Genomic DNA, 19,180 nt, shown 5'->3' on the forward strand with positions numbered 1-19,180 from the left:
GTGTCTCAGGCGGAGATCACCCGATAGATGCGGCCGGGGCCGGCGGTGAAGGTCACGCGGTCGCCGTCCGTCTCGGCCGGGACGTCGCGGCCGTCCTCGTCGAGGAGCCGGTAGGCGCCCGTGAATACCGGACTGCGGATGGCCAGGGGGCCGCCGGTCCCCGTACGCAGTCTGATCTCGATGTCCGGGGCCGTGCCGTACGACCAGGTGATGTCGACGGTGACGTCCCCCCGGGCGCGCAGCCCGGAGACCGAGCCGCGCCGCCACGCCGAGGGCAGCGCGGGGAGCACGTCGACGCATCCGTCGTGGCTCTGCAGCAGCATCTCGGCGATGCCCGCCGTGGCGCCGAAGTTGCCGTCGATCTGGAACGGCGGGTGCGTGTCGAAGAGGTTGTCCAGGGTGGAGGCCGTGAGCTGCTCGGCGAGCAGCCGATGGGCGTGGTCGCCGTCCCGCAGCCGGGCCCAGAAGCTGATCTTCCAGGCCTTGCTCCATCCGGTGCCGCCGTCGCCGCGTGCCAGCAGGGACGTCTCGGCCGCGGCCGCCTCCTTCGAGCCCGCCTCGATCTGCCGCCCCGGGTGCAGGGCGAACAGGTGTGAGACGTGCCGGTGGTCGTCGGCGGGATCGTCCAGGTCGTCCTTCCACTCCTGGAGCTGGCCCCACGACCCGACGCGCAGCCCCGGGTCGAGCCGCTCCAGGGCCGATCTCAGCTCCGCCCGGAACGCGGGATCGGCGTCCAGGGCCTCGGCCGCCTCCAGCGTGTTCGTGAACAGATCCCAGACGATCTGCTGGGACATCGACGCTCCGGCCGAGAAGTCACCGTGCTCGGGTGAGTAGGAGGGGGAGACGACGAGCGTGCCGTCACGCGGATCGGCGTGCAGGTTGTCCAGCCAGAATTCGGAGGTCTCCCGCAGCACGGGATAGGCGGTCTCGCGCAGGTGGTCCCGATCCCGGCTGAACAGGTAGTGCTCGTGGAGATGCCGGGTCAGCCACGCGGCCGCCTCGGGGAACCAGAACGCGGTCGGCCAGTCGTGCACCCCGGTGAAGCCGAACGGGTTGGTCTCGTTGTGGACCACCCAGCCCCGCGAGCCGAACGTCTCCCGCGCGGCACGCCGTCCCGGCTCCAGCATGGACAGGATGTACGCGTCGAGCGGCCGGGCGGTCTCCGGCAGGTTGGCGACCTCGGCCGGCCAGTAGTTCATCTGCAGGTTGATGTTCGTGTGGTAGTCACCCGCCCAGGGCGGGGTGGTGGAGTCGTTCCACACGCCCTGCAGGTTGGCCGGCGGCGACCCCTCCCGGGAGGACGCGATCAGCAGATATCTGCCGTAGGAGAAGAAGAGCGCCTCGAGCGCCCGGTCGGCGGCGGATTCTCCTCCGGTATAGGAGCCCAGCAGCCGATCGGTCGGCACGTCCGGCACGCGCTGCCCGATGTCCAGCCTCACCCGGTCGAACAGGCCGCGGTGGTCGGCGACGTGTGCCGTCCTGAGCCGGTCGTAACCCTCGGCCACGGCCCGGTCCACCGCAGCGGTGACCTTCTCGCGCGGGTCGGCGCCCCGGTAGACGGGATGGGTCATCGCGTAGTCGGTTCCCGCCGACAGCACGAAGACCGCGCTGTCCGCGCCGGTCACCGTGATCCGGCCGGCGCTGTCGGTGCGGGCGCCGCCTTCGGCGATCACCTCGATCTGGGCCTCGTACCGCAGGCCGTTGTCGGCCAGCGCGCCGCGCATGATGAGGCGGCCGCCCTCCGCGGTCACGACGTGTCCCGGATGCGGGGAGGAGACGCCCAGCGTGAAGGAGACGCCGCTGGGGGCGTCGGCCGACAGCCTGCCGGCGATCACGTTGCCGGGATGGCAGGCCAGATACTCCCGCAGGTGGCGCACGCCGCCGGCCGTGTAGGAGACGGTCGCCACGGCGTCACGCAGGCGCAGGTCGCGCCGGTAGTCCTCGGGACGGTGCTCCGGGGCGTACGGAAAGTCGAGCCACAGGTCGCCGAACGGCTGGTAGGCGCCGTAACCGGCCCTGGGACGGCCCAGCCTGGCCGCGGCGTCCCCGGGCGACATCCCGCCGTCGCGGTCGAGCAGCGCCCGAACCCCGGCGATGTCGCCGGGTGTCGGCCCGGCCTGGTCGCCGAGGTCGTGACCCTGCGTCGAGCCGGGGCCACCGGTCCACAGCGTCTTCTCGTTGAACTGCAGGCGCTCGCGCCGCACGCCGCCGAAGACCATCGCGCCGAGCGCCCCGTTGCCGATGGGCAGCGCCCCGGTCTCCCAGTCGGCGGCGGGCTCGCCGTACCAGAGGGTCAGGTCCTCCGGCATGCTCGGACGCTCCTTTCGCGGGTCGTCGGAGTCGGCCTTCGGCTCGCGCGGGTCGCCGGAGACCGCGATCGCGGTCCGGCCGCCGGAGCCGATCGGGATCGAGACCCCTCGGCGGTGTCCTCGCCCGACCGGCATTCCGACGCCGCCGTCAGCCCGCCCGGCCGTCGCAGCCGACGCGCTGCGTGCTCAACGCGATGTCGTCCATCCAGACGTCGTAGGAGGCGGGGGAGGGGTTGCCCTGGTAGAGCTGCCAGCCCAGCTTGACGGTGTCGAACCGGGGGAACACGAAGTCGACGTCGTTGCCGCCGTGATCACGGGTGGACACGGTGAGGTCGGGTTCGGCCACGCCGTCGAACCACACCGAGATCCGGTTGTCGGTGGCGTCCATCCGCCATTCGACGCACTGCCACTTCCCCGCCTGGGAGGGGGCGGATTCTCGCCAGTCGGTCCAGTCGCCGGTCGGGCCGCCGTCGGCGCCGACGCCCCACAGGTCCTTGCCCAGCGTGGGGACGTACTGACCGCCGAGCGGCCGGACGATCTCGGGCCCGGTGCCGGTGGCCTCGATCAGCGTGTAGTGCGCCCAGTCGGGCGCCGTGGGAAACGCCTTCACACGCAGCCGTACCCTGCCGTAGAAGCCGTTGCCCGGCGGGGCGAAGTCGTCCACCTTGAGGAAGGCGCGGCCGTTGCCCTCGGTGTGGATGTGCAGCACCTTCTGGCCGTGCCTGTCGTGCTCCACCGTGAGCGTGCCGTGCTTGGTGTCGATGCCCCAGTTGAGGCTGCTCGCACCTCCGGCGGGCAGGGTCTGGAAGTCCTCGCAGAACAGCAGCGCCGTGTTCGCGCAGGTCCGCTGCGGCCCGTGGGCCGAGGGCGTCGCGCCGTACGCGACCGAGGTCGCCGTGAGCGGCAGCAGGGCGGCCAAGCAGACCCCGGGTAACCATTTCCGCACGACATGCTCCTTATCGGATGATGACGGACGGAGGTAAAACTACGGCATTTGGGAGCGCTCCCATAGACCTTTCCCCGCATTGATCGCCGGGCCTGAAACGTTCAGCGGGCGGGGTCGGCAGCCGGTCGTCAGTGGCCGCCGCCCCCGGCCCTGAGGACGAGGAAGACGACGACGGCGATGACGGCCAGGGCCGCCAGCACGGCGGAGGCGATCTTGGCGGCGCTGTGCGGCCGCTTCCCGATGACCTCGCCGGTGTGCGCGTTCACCATCACCTGCCAGGTCTTGCCGCCGTGCAGGTAGGTGAGGAACCACACCGGGAGCAGCACCAGTTTGAAGGTGAGGTCGAAATAGTGGGTGTCGACGGAGCTCACCCGCTGCTCGTCCCCGCCGATGTCGCGGCGGCAGTCGTCCTCGATGACCTCGGCCATCTGCAGCTTGGCCGACTCGAAGCCGCTCTCCGGCTCGATGTCGTAGCGCACGGTCTGGAAACCGGCCAGATACTCCTGCTGGTACGGAACGACCTGCGCGAGCGGCCACGGGGTGAGCTTTTCGAGCTGCCGGGCGGGGACCCGGCCGGTCCCGGCGACGAGGACGTCGTCGAAGGCGCGCGAGACCCTTCCCGAGGCGGACGACCAGCGGGTCTTGCGCACCCGGCGGGTCGCGGTCCTGGTCTGGCCGTTCTCCGTGACCGTGTAGGTCTCGGTCACCCAGTAGTGGTCGCCCCGCCGGCCCCGATAGTCCGAGACCGTGCTCGCGTCGTAGGTCCAGTACGGCAGATAGGTCCCCTTGAAGGTCTCCGCCTCGGTCACCTTCTTCAGGCTCGAGGGGGCGAACCAGCGGGAGGAGGTCCACGTGCGCAGCGCGGCGCGTGCGCCGTTTCCGTCCACGCCGAACGGGACCAGCGCCTCGGGTGCGATGCGCTCGACTGCACCCGCCTCGGCGACCAGCGGGGTGCCGCAGAACTGGCACTTCTCCGACAGCGTGTCGCTCTCCGTGTGCGCGTGGCAGCCCGGGCAGACGAACGTGTGCGCCGCGCCGGCCGGGTGACGTGGCTTGACCGGCAACCGGGCCAGCATGGCGAAGTCGTGCTCCCGCACCTCCCGGCCGGCGGGCGCTATGGGCTGCTCCTGGCTGCAGTACGGGCAGCGCATGCGACGGGTGCCGGGGGCGTACTCGAGGGTGGCGCCGCACGAACGGCAGGGATAGGAGCGGGCGGTCGCCGCGCCTGCGGCGTTCGGGTCGGCGGGGTTCGGATGGGACACGGTCGGTGCTCCGGAGGTGCGGAAGGGGGCGGAACGCGGTGCTCGTCGCGGCGCGGGAGGCGGGACCTACGCCTGCGGGGGCAGCGGCGGCGGGACGGCGGCCAGCACCTGGGTCAGCTCCGGCACCTGCTCGGCCGGTAGCCAGCCGGGCATGCCCGTCCGCCAGACCAGCGTGGCGCGGGTCAGCGCGCCCGTGCCCGCGAGATCCGGCAGCGCGGCGGTCTCGTACGGCCCCTGCTGCCGGCCGTCGACGGCGACGTACCACTGGGCCCGCTGCTCGGACGGGAGCGGCGGCGGTCCGCCGGCGCCGGGCGCCGGTTGCGGCCCCTGGTCGAGCCCGGCGGCCGTTCGCCGCCCGAGTTGCCGTCCGAGTTGCTGTCCGAGTTGCTGTCCGAGGGCCATCCCCACGCCAAGGCCGATGCCCTCGCCGGCACCACCGGGGTTGCGCGCGGCCTCGCCGATCGCGTTCGCGGCCTGGAACCGGGTGTACTGGTCGAGATCGCCCGCGATCGCCATGCGGGTGCGCGCGTCGACGGCCGCCTCGACCTCCGGCGGGAGGGAGATGTTCTCGATGAAGAACGCGGGCACCGAGACGCCGACCGGGGTCAGCTCGTGGGTGAGGAGGCCGGCCAGCCGCGCGCCCAGCGCGTCCTGCCGGCTCGCCAGGTCGAGCACGGGGATGTTCGCCGTGGCCAGCGCGTTGGCCAGCCGCGACACGATCATCTGCCGCAGATGCTCCCGCACCTCCTCGGTGCGGAACCGCGGGTCGGTTCCCGCGAGCTCGCGCAGCAGCCCGGCGGGATCGGTGATCTGGACGGCGAACCCGCCGAACGCCCGCAGCCGCACCATGCCGAACTCGGGGTCGCGCAGCATGATCGGATTCTGCGTGCCCCATTTCAGATCCGTGAACTGGCGGGTGTTCACGAAATAGACCTCGGCCTTGAACGGCGAGTGGAAGCCGTGCTTCCAGCCCTTCAACGTCGAAAGCAGCGGCAGGTTCCGCGTCTCCAGGACGTACGTCCCGGGGACGAAGACGTCGGCTATACGACCCTCATTGACGAAGACGGCCGCCTGCGATTCCCGGACCACCAGCCGGGCGCCCATCTTGATTTCGTTCTCATATCGCGGAAAGCGCCAGACAATGGTGTCCCTGCTGTCGTCCGTCCACTCGATGATGTCGATGAACTCACCGCGGATGCGGTCCATCAAGCCCACGTTTTCCCGCCGTCCTGCCGTCGCCGGGTGCCCCGTCCGGCGTGTCGTGCCGAGCGCTCACCGCGATCGGCTTCGCCGACCATAACAAGTCGGACAGAACGGACGCGACTCATCGTTTTGCCGGCTGCCCGCCTGTTCGGCTGCCCGCCTGTTCGGGTTTCCGCTTGTTCGGGTTTCCGCGTCGGGTCCGGCCGTACGGCCCTGGGCGTCGTCCGTCGGCGCCCGTCGTGCGTGTCATCGCGCATTGTCGTGTGCGGCGTGCGCCGCCGCCTGTCACGGCCCGCACATCGCGCACCCGGCCTCGCCCTCGGGGAACTCGGCGAACACGGCCTGCTCCGGGGCGATGAGATTGACACCGTGGAGGAAGCCGGCGGTGACCGGCGGGACCTCGGTGATCAGCCGGATGACGCCGTGGGCGATCAGGTGGCCGCACATCCCCGCCGACGTGGCGATCGCCCCGGGACCGCCGAGGTCGACGGGACGAGCCGGGTTCCCCGGGCCCCGGCCCCCCGGACGTCCCCGTCTGCGTTCCTCGATCCGCTGCATGCACTCGTAGCAGGCTCCGCGCCCGGGTACGAAGACACCCGTGGTCACGAGCGGGCCGGCGTAGCCGCCGCCCACCCACGGAATCCCGGCGGCGAAACAGGCCCGGCTCGCCCACACCCTGATGCCGTCGTCTCCTCTGGGCTCGTCCGCGCACAGGGCGACCACGTCGAACCCCGGCAGCAGCCCCGCCAGATCGCGCTCGCTCCGAACGCGGAAGTCCTCGCCGGAGATCTCGATGTCGGAGTTCAGCGTTCTCAGCCGTTCGGCGGCGGCGCTCACCTTGGCGCGGCCGATGTCGGCCTCGGTGTAGACGAGCTGCCGGTTGAGATTGGAGAGCTCGACCCGGTCGTCGTCCACCAGGTGCAGAAGTCCCACCCCGGACGCGGCCAGTGCCTGCGCCGCGGACGTGCCGGCGCCGCCGACGCCGATCACCAGGACGCGCGCGGCCCGCAGCCTGAGCTGAGCGTCCCAGCCGTGCTCGCGCGGGGTGACGTCCGCCCAGCGGAAGAAGTCGTGGCCGCGGCTGTAGCGGTCGACCTCGCGCGGGCTGAGCCCGGGGGCGTCGGCGGCCACGTCCTCGATGTGGCCGGAGCCGAGGAGCTGGGCGACTATCGAGTCCGCGTCGCGGCGCCTCAGCTCCGGATAACGCGACAGCAGCGACGCGGCGACGTCGGCGCACGTCCGCGTGCCGTTCATCGCCTGGAGAGCCGTCCACACCCAGCCGTACGGATCTTCGATCTCATGGGCCAGCCCGTAGATTTCGCCGCCGATGCGGATGCGGCCCCCGTCCAGACGGTAGGGCGCATGCTCGGGCTTCACCCTCGGCAACCGCAATCCGGCCTCCGTACAGGCATGGGCCGGCCTCGGCGGGCCGGCGCCGCTTTCTCCCACGGCGGGACTTCGCACCAGAACCGTGTGCCGCGGAAAGACGAGGCGGGCGGACGGCGTGACATGGCGAACAGCGTGACATGGCGAACAGCGTGACATGGCGAACGGAAAGACGCGCGACGAGGTACGGAGCCGCGGCCGAGACGACGGGAGAGGCAGCCGACCACAGCTCCGTTCGCGCTGATCGGCCTCAGTTACCGCTGGAGTTGCTGAGGTGGAGGGTGGTCTCGAACCGGTCCAGTCTGCGAATCTCGATCTTGATGGTCTCGTCGATGCCGAGCTTCGCCTCGGCCCAGTTCTCGTCGAAGTCTCTGAGATCGCTCACGAGTTGCCTCTTCCCGTCGACACGCTCGGCTGCCTTGCTGACTTTCTGGCTCTATTGACGGCGATTCTGATTGCCTGTAAGCATAGATCGACTTGGGACGAAAGCGAAAGATCTTTTCCATCTTGAGACCCGGGATGAATTCCGGCCGATCCGCAACTCCCTAATCGTCACCGCGCCCTGAGCGAAGCGGGTGCGGCCTCCCGCGCGCGGTCTCCGCCGAACCGGCCGAGGTCGCTGTGAAAGCGCGGCATGCCGCGGAGAGAGAGGGTGGCGAGCGGCACGGCGAACCCGGCGATCATGCTGGCCACCAGCAGCGGAGAGCGTCCGATCGCCTCGGTGACCGGACCGGTCAGCGAGAGGCCGAGGGGAGTCATGATCGAGGAGGCCAGCCAGTCGACGGAGGTGACGCGGGCGAGACGGTCCGGCGGGATCTCCCGCTGGAGGTTCACCACCCACTGCACGGCGAAGATCTCCAGTCCCAGCCCGGCGACGACGTAGCACGCGTACACGAACCCCGGCGACACCGGCCAGATGAGCGCGAGCGGCACGGCGCCGTACAATGCGATTCCGACCACGGCGGCCAGGCCGGGCAGCGCGGGCTTCCACCGCATGCTGATCACCCCGCCGGCCAGGCCGCCGACCGAGAGCACGGCGAGGGCGGTGCCGTACACGGCGTCGCCGCCGAAGACGTCGCGGGAGACGAGGGGGAGCAGGACCAGCGCCGGCGCGACCGTGAGCATCTGCTGAAGCGCGACGGCGACGATGCCCCCCGCCACCCACGGCCGCCGCGAGACCTCGGACAGGCCGTCGGCGATCTCCCGGACGGCCGACGTCCGGGGTGCGGGCGTGACGGCGGGTTCGCGCAGCGGCAGGAGCAGGACGAGACCGAGCACATAGGCCGTCAGTACGGCGAGGAACCCGATCCGCGGTGACCAGACGGTCACCACGTACGCGCCGATGCCGGGACCGGCGATGGCGCCGAGCCGCCAGGAGACCGCGCCCAGCGCCGCTCCCGCCGACCGTTGGGCGGGGGTGAGCACGGACGACAGGCACGCCTGGTAGGCGGGCCGGTGGAACGCCTCCGCCGTGCCGACCAGGAAGACCAGGAACGCCAGCAGCCACGCGGGTGCGCTGCCGCACAGCCCGACCGCGACCACGCAGCACTGGAAGGCCAGAGAAGCGATCATCACCGTCCGGCGCGGCAGCCGGTCCGCCCACAGCCCGCCGATCAGCGCGAAAACGATCAACGCGATCCACCGGCCGGTGAAGATCGCGCCGACGGTCGAGGCGTCGCCGCCGGCGTTGAGCGCCGCGATGGTCACCGTGACCGGAAAGATCTGGTCGGCGGCCACCGACATAGTGAAGCTAAGCCATAGCAGCCGGAACTCGCGATTTCGCGCCAGGGAACCATCTGCGGGACAAACCGGACGAATGATCCTCCTCCAACGAGTGCGCATGTTACGAAATCAACCCCGCGTGGTTGCGAAGCGCAAGGGAAAGTGTTTCAGATGTCGCGCAGCGTATCTCACCCGTGCATTTCCACGTCCCGGTTTCCTCTTTTCGGCTTCCTCGTTTCGGTTTCATGACCTGGTAGGCGGCCTGTAAGCATGCTGCAAGCGGGGCGGCATACCTTCACGGCGCACACCCTCTCCGGTTGAAGGAGTTCCCATGAAGTCCCGAGTCAAGCGCCTGGCCATCCCGGTCGGCGGTCTGACCGCGGTGGGTCTCGTCGGCGGCATGCTCGCCGCCGCCCCCGCGCAGGCCGCCGGCGACGTGGCCTCCGACCCGCTGGCCACCAGCGGGATCGCCGCCAAGAACGTCATCGCCTACTGGATGAACGAGAAGGCGGCCAACCTCATCAAGGCCTCGCCGTACGAGACGCTGGTCGTCGCCAAGCACGTGTCCAAGGGCGGGCCGTCCGCCGACAGCAAGCCCGGCACCGTGCCGGCCATCGGCGACGAGAAGAAGTCGGGCGGCACGTCGAAGAACGTCAACCTGCCCCGGACCACCGGAAAGGTGTTCTTCCGCGGCGCCGACGGCAAGCCGCACTGGTGCTCGGCCACCTCGCTCCAGGCGAAGTACCGCAACCTGGTCGCCACGGCCGGGCACTGTGTGTACGACACCAAGAGCAACAAGGCGACCCTGTCCCGCTGGGTGTTCATCCCCGGCTACTACCAGGGCAAGGCGCCGTGGGGCATCTACGTTGGCAAGCAGGCCTTCACCCACTACGACTTCGACGTCTACGAGGACGGCGACCGCGACTACGCGTTCGTCACCGTCTACAACGGCCTGAAGGCCGGCTCCGGCGCCTGGCTGAACAAGGCCGAGTGGGACTGGAAGCAGGTCGACAAGGCGACCTACAAGAAGTACGACCCGGCCATCCGCAGGATCAGGCACGGTAAGTACTACATCGTCAAGTTCACCGACGTCGGCCGCCTCGGCGACAACGTCGGCGGCCAGGGCCTGGCCTACAACCAGAAGCTCGGCAAGAAGGTGTTCGTCTTCGGTTACCCGAGCGGCTCCCACCCGGACGGCAACCACGCCTACTCCGGCCAGACCCTCAAGTGGAGCTACGGCAAGACCTTCGGCGCCAAGGCCCCCGCGGTGAAGGCCGAGGAGCTCATCGGGGTCAAGTCCTCCTTCACCGGCGAGGGCTCCTCGGGCTCGGCGTGGCTGCTCAACTACAAGAGCGCCAAGCGGATCGGCTACCTCAACGGGGTGACCAGCGGTGTCGCCGACACCGACGGCAACAACCGCATCGACACCAGCGTCTCGCCATACTTCGACGGGGAGACCTACGGCGTCTACAAGTCGGCCGCCAACGTCTGGTCGGGCAGCATCGCCTGATCGGGCGCCCGGACACGGCCCCCGGGGGCGGGGCCCGGTCCGGCCATGGGCCCGGTCGCGTCCGGCGGCGACCCACACGCCGCCGGGCTCGTGCCGGGCCCAGCCGATGATCTCCTCGTCCGGTGGCACATCGGAGTCGGTCGCACGGTCACCGTGCGACTCCGATGTGCATGGAGGCCCGGTTCTCGGGCATGTGGGCTCGACCCGAACGTTCCACGACCGTACGGACGGCCTCATGACCGAACGAACCCGGCGCCCGCCGACCGGCGACGCAGAAGAGACGAGTATCGAGGAGCTGCGACGGCTCCGGCAGGACTACCCCGGCTGGGGCTTCCTGATCATCGCCGACGACAGGTGGACGGCCGTACGCGGACGCCACACCCTGCTCCAGGCGCCGACAGCGCAGGAACTCCGCCGGAGGCTGCCGCCCCGGCCCGGTGCGGAGCGGGCGGCGGCCGGCCGGAAGCGGGCTCATCACACCCACCGAGCCACGAACGAGACCGGCGGCGCGACGAGCGCCCGGAGAAAAGAAATCGCGGTCTGAGCGGATCACCCGTAGCCTGAGCGCATGCACTGCATCTACTTCATTCGTCTGCGCAGCAGCCGGGCTCTGGCTCGCTAGCTTCGCAGGACGCGAGCCCAGGGCCCATCGAGATCCCATTCATCTCGAGGACCCGAAAGGGCTTTTGCTGTGGCGCAGAATTTCGCGCACGGAAACTATTCGCACACCCAGCGGAAGGTCAGGAAAGGCGCCGGCGGCCGCACGCCCAGAGATCGGGCGCGGCGCGAGCTCTCCCAGAACTTCCTGGTCGACCGGCATGCGGTGGAGACACTGGTCGAGGCGGCCCGTCCGGCCGGTCTCGTGATCGAGCCGGGCGCCGGTGCGGGAGTGCTCACGATGGCGCTGGCCAGGGCGGGGGCCGAGGTCGTCGGCTACGAGATCGACCCGCTCCTGGTGGCCGGACTCAGGGCCAGGACCGATCTGAAGATCGTGAAAGGCGACTTCACCAGGGCGCGGCCGCCGGACAGGCCGTTCGCTGTCGTGGGCAGCATTCCGTACTCGATCACCTCGAAGATCGTCGACTGGTGTCTGAACGCGCAGCGGCTCACCTCGGCCACCCTGGTGACCCAGCTGGAGTACGCGCGCAAACGCAGCGGCGACTTCGGCAGGTGGAGCCTGGTGACGGTGAAGAGCTGGCCGTGGTTCCGCTGGGAGATTCTCGGCCGGATCGACCGGGAGAGCTTCCGGCCCGTCCCTTCCGTCGACTCGGCGATCCTGCGGATCGAGCGCAGATCCACACCACTCGTCGGCGATGCCGCCGCATGGGAGGAACTGGTGGAGCTGGGCTTCTCCGGCGTCGGCGGCTCGCTGTACGCCTCGCTCAGCCGACGGTACGGCGAAGCGGGGGAGGCCTTCGACCGGGCCCGCGTCGCCCGTGACGTGGTGGTGGCCTTCGTCCATCCCGATCAGTGGATCTCGCTCTTCACCTCGCTGCATCGCGGAGAACAACGCTGAGCCGGCGCCGGGGGCGGCCTGCCCCCGGCGCCGCGGCGGGACCGGCGGCGGGACCGGCGGTCACCGGAGACCCGAGGTCGTCGGTGGCGGGCTCGATCGTGCGGCGTGGGCGCCGTCCTGGCCGGTCCCGTCCATCGGCACCTCGAGAGCGGTGAACCGGCCGAGCAGCGGTACGACGATGAGCACAGGCTCTCCTCGGCCGTGTTCAGGCTGATCAACGGCTGTCGCCGGTTCTCGTTTCGATAATGCCCGGGGACGGTAAAGCCGCCTCCGGGTCGCGTTCCGCGCGCTTTAGCATCTCGCAGACCTGCCGTGCCGGGGCGTTCTCGCGCACTCGCGGCCGGTCGTCGTGATCGGGAGCGGCCGATGTGGCCCGCCATGATGAAGGGGCAGGCATGAGACGAGCGCGTGGGGCCGGTGCCGTGACCGTAATGCTCGTGATCCTGGCGGGATGCGTCCTCGCCGGCTGTTCGGCGGAGCAGCCCGTGCCGCGGGCCGCGCTGTCGCGGGTCACGAGTGCCCCGCCGACGTCCGCCGCACCGGCGGCGGCGTCCTCGCCGTTGCCCGGGGCCGCAGGGCCGTACGAAACGGAGGACCGGGGGCCGGTCGACGTCTACGCCGCGGATCGGCCCGGCATGCTCAGCCCCGTCGTCAAGGGCTTTCGCTCCCTCGTGTACGTGCCCAACAGCGAGAGCGGCACGGTCGACGTCATCGACCCGGAGACGTACCGGGTCGTACGGCACTTCCGGGTCGGGGCGCTGCCCCAGCACGTCGTGCCGTCCTGGGACCTCAAGACGTTGTGGGTGAACAACAACCAGGGCAACACCCTGACCCCCATCGACCCCAGAACGGGCAGACCGGGCCGTCCGGTGCACGTGGAGGACCCCTACAACCTGTACTTCTCCCCGGACGGACAGTACGCGCTGGTCATGGCGGAGCGGAACAACCAGCTCGACCTGCGTGATCCGCGCGACATGCGGCTGCTGCGCTCGCTGTCGGTGCCCTGCCGGGGCATCAACCACGGCGACTTCACCGTCGACGGCTCGGTCTTCCTCGCGAGTTGCGAGTTCAGCGGTGACCTGGTCGTGCTCGACTGGCGTGCGCCCAGGGTGATGCGCCGCATGCATCTGGGCGACGGGAGCATGCCGCAGGACGTGAAGCTGTCGCCCGACGGCACCGTCTTCTACGTCGCCGACATGGCCAGGCACGGGGTGTGGCTCGTGAACGCGGAGACGTACCGGGTCATCCGCTTCCTGCCCACGGGCCGGGGGGCGCACGGCCTGTACGTCAGCCGCGATTCGCGCCACCTTTACGTGTCGAACCGGGGCGGGGGATCGGTGTCCGTCGTGTCGTTCGCGAAGCGGAAGGTCGTGGACGTCTGGCGAATTCCCGGCGGTGGTTCGCCGGACATGGGCGGGGTGTCGGCGGACGGTACGAAGCTGTGGCTCAGCGGCCGCTACCACGGCGTCGTCTACGTCTTCGACACCAGGAAGGGCGAAGTCATCCGCACCATCCCCGTCGGGGCCGGACCGCACGGATTGTGCGTGTATCCGCAGCCGGGCCGCTACTCCCTCGGCCACACGGGCATCTTCCGCTGACGGGCACCGCCGGTCGGGGCGAGCCGTCGCGTGTGCCGTACGGGCCGGTGAGCCCGGCGGCCGGAGACGCCGCGCCTCGGCGAGGTACCGGAGGGGTCCCCGCCGCGGCGGAGACCTCCACCCGTGTTAGAGACGACCCATGGCAGAACTCAACGGGAGACCCGTGCCCCTTGCCGCGCTCCAGGCCCTGGGATTGATCAACTACGGTCATTTCACCACGATGCTCGTGCGCGACGGGCGCGTCCGTGGCCTGTCGCATCACCTGGATCGCCTCGTCCGCGACTGCCGGCTCGTCTTCGCCGCCGAGCTGGATCCCGTACGGATCCGCGATCACGTCCGTCACGCGTTGCGTGACGCGGGAGACGCGGTCGTGGTCCGCGTCACGGTCTTCGACCCCGACCTCGGACTCGGTCGTCCGGGCGCGGACGCCCATCCGCACGTCCTCGTCACCACCAGGCCGGCGGGCGCCGTGCCGCCCGCGCCGATGCGGGTGCGGACCGTCGCCTACCAGAGGGATTCACCGCAGGTGAAGCACGTGGGCCTGTTCGGCGCGCTACACGTCCGCCGCCAGGCTCAGCGGGCCGGGTTCGACGACGCGCTGTTCGTGGACGCCGCCTCGCGCGTCACCGAGGGCGCGACGTGGAACATCGGTTTCCACGACGGTGAACGGATCGTCTGGCCGGCGGGTGACAGCCTCCCCGGCGTGACCATGCGGCTGCTCCGGCAGGTGCACGAGGGCATGATCACCGCTTCGGTCGATCGGGCCGATGTCTCCGGCATGCGTGCCGCGTTCGCGACGAACTCGGCCATCGGGGTCCGCCCGATCACCGTGATCGACGATGTCGAACTGCCGGGTGACCACCCCGTCTTCGAGATCCTCCGCAGTGAGTACGAGGGAATTCCCCTGGAAGATATTTAATGGCTGAAGGTCCGTTTTATTGCAGATCGTACGGTCCTGTAACGGTCACGGTTGCTATCCGAAAGATCCCATCCTCGCTCTGGTCGAGCCTCCGAAGGCTACTTCGTCCCCAGGTTTACGGGAGTCTGACAGAGAGTGCGCGTCTCCGGTCGAGTGGACGTCGTTGTGGCGTATGTTGCAGAGTGGGGCCATGTGTCACACTAACGACAGTCGGCCACCTGGTCCCCCTGAGCCTGGCGCGGTCGCGGAAGACGGACCCGTAAGCCTCACCACCGACGACGGCAGCAGGCTCGCCGCGCACGTGGCCCTGCCTGCCGGTCCGCCACGCGGCCAGATGATCATTCTGTCCGACGTGCGCGGGCTGCACCCCTATTATCGCGATCTGGCGGCCCGCTTCGCCTCTCGCCTGGTGAGATGGGCGCAGCCCTGGGACGGGCGCCAATGCCGTTTAGATAGCAATTGATCATGGCTATCGCTGGGCGGCTGAGGGTGTGGGCAAGAGCGTGACGGTCGGTGGACCCGCGTACCGGATGCCCTTGTCGGAGGGGCGCCGCTCACGGTAGCTGCTCCTGCGAGAGCGTTTGACGGCTCGCGGGTAGGAACGGTGGCGGCGGCGAGGGTTCAAGTTCCGGCGGTGCGCGACTTGGTGGAGGATTCGGGTCCAGGAGGCGTCGGATGGCTCAGGGGGAAAAGGCCGCGCGGTCAGTGACCGAGCGGCGCACGATGCGGACGGTGCCCAGGAACTTGATCCGGTCGGGGTCGATCTCAGCCGCCGTGGCGGCGGTGCAGATCAGCGTGGATAACGCCCAATGGGTCAGCAGGTAGGCCCAGATCTCCTGGTAGACCAATTCCGGAGTGCGCGAGCGCAGGATACGGCCCGGCCCGCGCAGGTGAGTCTTCAGCTGATCAATGCTGGTTTCCACCTCCCAGCGGTCGTGGTAGCAACGGGCCAGGTCCTCGCCGGCGGCCTCGGCAGGGTCGAGGATGCTGGTGATCAGCCGGATGTGTTCACCCTTGCGGTCGGGCACCGTGTAGTCGACCACGCGTACGATGACCGCGTCGTCGGGATCGAGGTCTCGGCCCTGGCGGGCAGCCTCACGGAGCCGATCCTTCTGCGATCGGCGCAGGCCGGTGGGCTTGGTGATGACGGCGAGCCAGGACCCGTCGTCCAGGTCACGCAGCCGGTACGGGCGTAGCCCGGCCTGGATGCGCCATAGCAGGTGAGCGCCGCTGTGACGTGCCTGGTTCCAGGCGGAGAAACTGTAGAAGCCGCGGTCGGCGGTGAGCAGCATCTCCTCGTTCAACTGTTCGTACAGGGAGAACGCGAGGGTCTGCTCGCCGGCCCAGCAGCCCGCCACGTCAGCAGCCACCATGGCGTGGCTGGCACACTCGCTGATGGCGACCACCCGGGCCTGCGGGAAGGCGGTCTCGTAGCCGCCCGCGCTGACGCGGCCGAACTCGGCGACATTCGCCTCGGTATCGGGCAGGTCCACGACGAACCCGTCAATCGCCATCACCCGCCAGCGGTTCAACCATGCGCCCGACGTCGACGCGGTCGCCGCGGGCCGGGCGACCTGCTGGAACACTTCTCGCACAGCCTCGAATCCCAGGCGCTGCCGGGCTTGCGTGACCGCCCCCCGTGTTGGCGCCTCCCAGCGCGCCTCCGGGATCAAGGCCAGCATGCCCGTCAGCTTCTCAGCGACCTCCTCATAGTCATCGTCGGGGTACAGGCACAGCGCGATAAGCAGGTAGACGACCACGTGCGAGGGAAGCTTACGAACACGTTGTTCCCGGCATCCGTGCGCAGCGATGACCGCATCCAGTACCTGCCGGGGGATCAGCGATGTCAACGCGCCGATCGCCACCAGATCCGTCAATCGCCTCGAACTGCCCGCATTGCCCGACATGATCACCAGGCGAAGGTACCAGCAAGATCGCTATCTAAACGGCATTGGGTTCGAGGACGACTCCCGGCTCAAGAAATTCGGCATATCGCAACCGGGCCTGCCGCACGGAGCGAGTCGAATGACCGCTCTATTAGACAGCAGGCGGATTGTCGAGGAGCACCACTCCGTAGTGAGCCAGGAGGTCGATGTGCTCTTCGTCGGCGCGCGCTTCACCGGGGCCGATCGCCTTGAAGTAGCCCTCGACGGCTCCGGGGCTGTTGATTTGAAGGATCTCCGCGGTCTCCGTGATCGGCTGGAGCGTGTGGGGCACTAAACGGGGCCCGTAGATGAAGGCGCCGGCTTCGGCGTCGTACACGTCGCATTCGGCGAGCGACGTCGACCCGACCCAGAACCGGACGCGTCCGGAGAGGATCACCCAGCTCTCATCCTCGCGACTGTGGGTATGCAGGGGTGGCGCGTCGGAGCGCGGCATCTTGAGACGTGAGACGGTGACCGCTCCATTCGTCTCGTCGGTCGACACGACCTGCTCGACCCCGGTGTTGTAGTAGCGGAAGGCCGGACCGTCGCCGGGGTTCCGCACGAGAGCGATGCTCATCTGAAAACCTTTCGTCGTGGGTACGTCAGCTGGTTGAAAGCGGCCTGGCCGTTTGATCAACTAGCTATCCCGACATTAACAAGTTGAAATCTAAACTACAAGCCGCGGGGTGTGGCGGTAGCGCAGCGGGCTTCGGCCGTACTCACGACGCCCCCCAATACACCAGGTCAGAGGCCAATGTAGGGCTCTGCATGAGTTGCCCGGTCCGGTGGACACATCAGGGCGTGCGGCTACGCGGCAGCATCGTCGAGATCTCGGGCGTTCTTGAGCGCGTGCCGGCGTTCATATTCGGCGGGACTGAAGTAGCCGTCGGCGGAGTGGCGACGTCGTGGATCGTCGAACCCTTCGATATGGCGGAAGACGGCCGGTTCGGCTTCTGACCTGGCGTGGAAGGTGTGCCGTGGGCTGGTGGAAGCGCATGCGGACGATGACTACGCGATAGAGCGTGGCGTTCAGCCGGCGATGGCCGTCGCGGTTTGAGGCGGTGCCGGGTCGCGGTGCCGGAGGAAGCGGGGGACGGGGCTGACGCCCGCGAGTTCGGCGAAGGCGGTTCATGATCCGCCGGAGTCACCCATCAGGTGACGGCGGTCAACGCCGAGGCCCACCCCCTGCCCTTCGAAACCGGCTCCTTCAACGCCGTCGTCAGCATCACCGACGTCGGCAGAACGGGCCGGGCACGGTGCCGACATCATGCTCTGGGTCTATTCGAAGACCATCGACGGTCAGCGCGAAGTCGGCCGACCAGCGGATCACGGCTGCCCTGACGGCATCAGGAGCGGAGGGGATTGTTCTTGATCGGTCTCGCGCGTACGATCCCGCGCATGTCGATCACTCACCAGTACGCCTACGTCTCTCCCTCGCGTCCCCTCGATGGTGAGTGCGTCTGGTACCGCTCAAACGATGAGGCGTACGACCTCATCCGAACGGGGAGCAACGGGAGGTTCCAGTACCAGGTCTTCGACGCGCGTAATGGTCAGCACCTGCAAGTGTTCAGCTCATGGGACGACGGGTGGGGCTGGATCAAGGCGCAAGTTGACACGGAGTAGGACAACGACACGGTCAGGGGCCCCGGCTCAGGCGGGACCCTTCGGCGTACTCGGCTCGTTCCTCGGGGCGGGTCTCATCCCTCAGAGGTGGCGGAAACCCCGCGGCGACCTGCGGAAACTCGACCAACGTCATCCCGCGTATATCCCGTGACTGGCGACAAACGGGGGCTCTCGGTGGCGTACGGCTGCGCGGGCGGTCACGGGGCGATCGAAGAAAGCCCAGATCAGCCGGGGTTTGGGCTGATGGGAAGAGCGCGCCCTGCAGGATTCGAACCTGCGACCGTCGGATTAGAAGTGGATCGCTGTTTCTCGGCCCGATGTAGCGCTGACCTGCGCGTGATCCCTCGGGTTTCGCTGTCAAAGGGAAGATCATTCCGAGCATGTTCCGGATCTTGGAATGCGCGCCCGCGCACGCCTCGCCCGCCTGAACGCCCCGTATGCCTCGACCCACCGCGAAGCGGCAGCGGGCCGGCGACGGAGGGGCAAGCCCGTCTTCGTGTGTACCCTAGCTAGCCGGCCGCCGTTCCTCGATCATTGGATGCCAACGGTCACAGACGGGCTTGAGCCGTAGGAGACGGTCTGCTGGGCTCTGCCTGGGTCGCGGCAGGCGGGACGATCAGGCTTCCACCTCAGCCAGCTACGGCCTGCGGCTCACGCTCGGGCTCACCCCGGAGCCGAGGCCCCCGCCGGAGGCATTCATATCCCGACGCCGCGGACTGCTACGCTCGAAGAGCCGCTACCACATGGCACGCCGCACGTACGTGTGGCATTTCGGACACGCGCTGGCTACAGGGATGCCAAGCGCACTCGGGTGGAGCGACATTCGTTCCGTACCGGAGACGAAGAATTATGTCCACTGCCATGTGGGTGCTTGCTGGCATCTTGGCTCCTATCCTCCTCCCCATCCCCCTCTTGATGCGGGCGGCTGTCTCCGCGAAGGAGGAGCACAGCCGGAAGGCCGCCATGAAAGCACTGGAACTGGCGCTCAACACCGTCGTGAAGGTGCTGGAGCTTGTTCTCGACGCAGTTGTGAGGCTGGCACGGGGCAACAGGCCGTAGTTCAGCGGCCCGAACAGCCGCCGTCCGGGACCGGCCTCCAGGCCGCATGCCCGGACGGCGGGCGGGCGAGGCGCCGCGTTGCGGCGCCTCGCCGCCTTGATCCCCTACAGGCTCAATTCGGCAGCTGGGTGTATTAAGGCAGTGTCCTGTCCCGCGACATGCTTGACACATCAGTCCCAGGACATGTTTGACAGGTGCCGTT

The 19,180-nt window shown here is 69.0% G+C and carries 17 protein-coding genes; 7 read left to right on the forward strand and 10 right to left on the reverse strand.

Annotation, left to right across the window (positions count from 1 at the left end; all coding sequences use genetic code 11):
• Positions 1-5: 5 nt before the first annotated feature.
• The 7 genes from ACQP1K_RS07735 to ACQP1K_RS07765 form a co-directional block, all read right to left on the reverse strand.
• A complete protein-coding gene (locus ACQP1K_RS07735; RefSeq protein WP_433500189.1) occupies positions 6-2,444 on the reverse strand; it encodes a glycosyl hydrolase family 95 catalytic domain-containing protein in 2,439 nt (812 codons plus the stop codon).
• Positions 2,445-2,457: 13 nt separating this feature from the next.
• Positions 2,458-3,255 carry a hypothetical protein gene (locus tag ACQP1K_RS07740; protein ID WP_433500190.1) on the reverse strand — a complete coding sequence of 266 codons (798 nt, stop codon included), beginning with the start codon at positions 3,253-3,255 and terminating at the stop codon, positions 2,458-2,460.
• Positions 3,256-3,383: 128 nt separating this feature from the next.
• Positions 3,384-4,517 (reverse strand): hypothetical protein, encoded by a 1,134-nt coding sequence (locus ACQP1K_RS07745; protein ID WP_433500191.1) that lies wholly within the window; start codon positions 4,515-4,517, stop codon positions 3,384-3,386.
• A gap of 66 nt (positions 4,518-4,583) precedes the next feature.
• Positions 4,584-5,723: an SPFH domain-containing protein gene (locus ACQP1K_RS07750; protein WP_433500192.1), complete on the reverse strand. Its 1,140-nt coding sequence runs from the start codon at positions 5,721-5,723 to the stop codon at positions 4,584-4,586.
• A gap of 282 nt (positions 5,724-6,005) precedes the next feature.
• Positions 6,006-7,097 (reverse strand): HesA/MoeB/ThiF family protein, encoded by a 1,092-nt coding sequence (locus ACQP1K_RS07755; protein ID WP_433500193.1) that lies wholly within the window; start codon positions 7,095-7,097, stop codon positions 6,006-6,008.
• Positions 7,098-7,356: 259 nt separating this feature from the next.
• The gene (locus ACQP1K_RS07760) at positions 7,357-7,491 is read right to left on the reverse strand and encodes a hypothetical protein (protein ID WP_433500194.1); all 135 of its coding nucleotides are present in this window, start codon (positions 7,489-7,491) and stop codon (positions 7,357-7,359) included.
• A gap of 167 nt (positions 7,492-7,658) precedes the next feature.
• The gene (locus tag ACQP1K_RS07765) at positions 7,659-8,948 is read right to left on the reverse strand and encodes an MFS transporter (RefSeq protein ID WP_433500195.1); all 1,290 of its coding nucleotides are present in this window, start codon (positions 8,946-8,948) and stop codon (positions 7,659-7,661) included.
• A 211-nt stretch (positions 8,949-9,159) separates the two neighbouring features.
• Between ACQP1K_RS07765 and ACQP1K_RS07770 the strand changes: the two genes are divergently transcribed.
• From ACQP1K_RS07770 to erm, 3 genes are all read left to right on the forward strand, one after another.
• Positions 9,160-10,338, forward strand: coding sequence for a trypsin-like serine peptidase (locus ACQP1K_RS07770; protein WP_433500196.1), 1,179 nt, complete (start codon positions 9,160-9,162; stop codon positions 10,336-10,338).
• Between the two features lie 235 nt (positions 10,339-10,573).
• Positions 10,574-10,882: a hypothetical protein gene (locus ACQP1K_RS07775; protein WP_433500197.1), complete on the forward strand. Its 309-nt coding sequence runs from the start codon at positions 10,574-10,576 to the stop codon at positions 10,880-10,882.
• 147 nt (positions 10,883-11,029) lie between these two features.
• Positions 11,030-11,854 (forward strand): ErmE/ErmH/ErmO/ErmR family 23S rRNA (adenine(2058)-N(6))-methyltransferase, encoded by an 825-nt coding sequence (gene erm, locus ACQP1K_RS07780; protein ID WP_433500198.1) that lies wholly within the window; start codon positions 11,030-11,032, stop codon positions 11,852-11,854.
• A gap of 60 nt (positions 11,855-11,914) precedes the next feature.
• On the opposite strand, the gene ACQP1K_RS07785 is transcribed toward erm, so the two are convergent.
• A complete protein-coding gene (locus tag ACQP1K_RS07785; RefSeq protein ID WP_433500199.1) occupies positions 11,915-12,040 on the reverse strand; it encodes a hypothetical protein in 126 nt (41 codons plus the stop codon).
• A gap of 209 nt (positions 12,041-12,249) precedes the next feature.
• Here ACQP1K_RS07785 and ACQP1K_RS07790 point away from each other — a divergent pair, with 209 nt between their 5' ends.
• Positions 12,250-13,452: a hypothetical protein gene (locus ACQP1K_RS07790; protein ID WP_433500200.1), complete on the forward strand. Its 1,203-nt coding sequence runs from the start codon at positions 12,250-12,252 to the stop codon at positions 13,450-13,452.
• Between the two features lie 139 nt (positions 13,453-13,591).
• Positions 13,592-14,371: an aminotransferase class IV family protein gene (locus ACQP1K_RS07795; RefSeq protein WP_433500201.1), complete on the forward strand. Its 780-nt coding sequence runs from the start codon at positions 13,592-13,594 to the stop codon at positions 14,369-14,371.
• Positions 14,372-15,051: 680 nt separating this feature from the next.
• Here the strand turns inward: ACQP1K_RS07795 and ACQP1K_RS07800 are convergent.
• Positions 15,052-16,278 (reverse strand): IS4 family transposase, encoded by a 1,227-nt coding sequence (locus ACQP1K_RS07800; protein ID WP_433501512.1) that lies wholly within the window; start codon positions 16,276-16,278, stop codon positions 15,052-15,054.
• Positions 16,279-16,408: 130 nt separating this feature from the next.
• Positions 16,409-16,873, reverse strand: coding sequence for a cupin domain-containing protein (locus ACQP1K_RS07805; RefSeq protein ID WP_433500202.1), 465 nt, complete (start codon positions 16,871-16,873; stop codon positions 16,409-16,411).
• A gap of 224 nt (positions 16,874-17,097) precedes the next feature.
• Here ACQP1K_RS07805 and ACQP1K_RS07810 point away from each other — a divergent pair, with 224 nt between their 5' ends.
• Positions 17,098-17,253: a hypothetical protein gene (locus ACQP1K_RS07810; protein WP_433500203.1), complete on the forward strand. Its 156-nt coding sequence runs from the start codon at positions 17,098-17,100 to the stop codon at positions 17,251-17,253.
• A gap of 1,515 nt (positions 17,254-18,768) precedes the next feature.
• On the forward strand, positions 18,769-18,978 hold the full coding sequence (locus ACQP1K_RS07815) for a hypothetical protein (RefSeq protein ID WP_433500204.1): 210 nt from the start codon (positions 18,769-18,771) through the stop codon (positions 18,976-18,978).
• Positions 18,979-19,180: the final 202 nt, after the last annotated feature.

Origin of the sequence: Sphaerimonospora sp. CA-214678 (assembly GCF_050942215.1) — a bacterium.
Taxonomy (GTDB): Bacteria; Actinomycetota; Actinomycetes; order Streptosporangiales; family Streptosporangiaceae; genus Sphaerimonospora.

Excerpts from the sequence above, each read along its gene's own strand:
- ACQP1K_RS07735 (WP_433500189.1), bottom strand. The coding sequence starts at position 2,444 with ATGCCGGTCGGGCGAGGACACCGCCGAGGGGTCTCGATCCCGATCGGC.
- ACQP1K_RS07750 (WP_433500192.1), bottom strand. The coding sequence starts at position 5,723 with ATGGACCGCATCCGCGGTGAGTTCATCGACATCATCGAGTGGACGGAC.
- ACQP1K_RS07765 (WP_433500195.1), bottom strand. The coding sequence starts at position 8,948 with ATGCGCACTCGTTGGAGGAGGATCATTCGTCCGGTTTGTCCCGCAGAT.
- ACQP1K_RS07770 (WP_433500196.1), top strand. The coding sequence starts at position 9,160 with ATGAAGTCCCGAGTCAAGCGCCTGGCCATCCCGGTCGGCGGTCTGACC.
- ACQP1K_RS07775 (WP_433500197.1), top strand. The coding sequence starts at position 10,574 with ATGACCGAACGAACCCGGCGCCCGCCGACCGGCGACGCAGAAGAGACG.
- ACQP1K_RS07790 (WP_433500200.1), top strand. The coding sequence starts at position 12,250 with ATGAGACGAGCGCGTGGGGCCGGTGCCGTGACCGTAATGCTCGTGATC.
- ACQP1K_RS07795 (WP_433500201.1), top strand. The coding sequence starts at position 13,592 with ATGGCAGAACTCAACGGGAGACCCGTGCCCCTTGCCGCGCTCCAGGCC.
- ACQP1K_RS07800 (WP_433501512.1), bottom strand. The coding sequence starts at position 16,278 with ATGTCGGGCAATGCGGGCAGTTCGAGGCGATTGACGGATCTGGTGGCG.
- ACQP1K_RS07805 (WP_433500202.1), bottom strand. The coding sequence starts at position 16,873 with ATGAGCATCGCTCTCGTGCGGAACCCCGGCGACGGTCCGGCCTTCCGC.
- ACQP1K_RS07815 (WP_433500204.1), top strand. The coding sequence starts at position 18,769 with ATGTCCACTGCCATGTGGGTGCTTGCTGGCATCTTGGCTCCTATCCTC.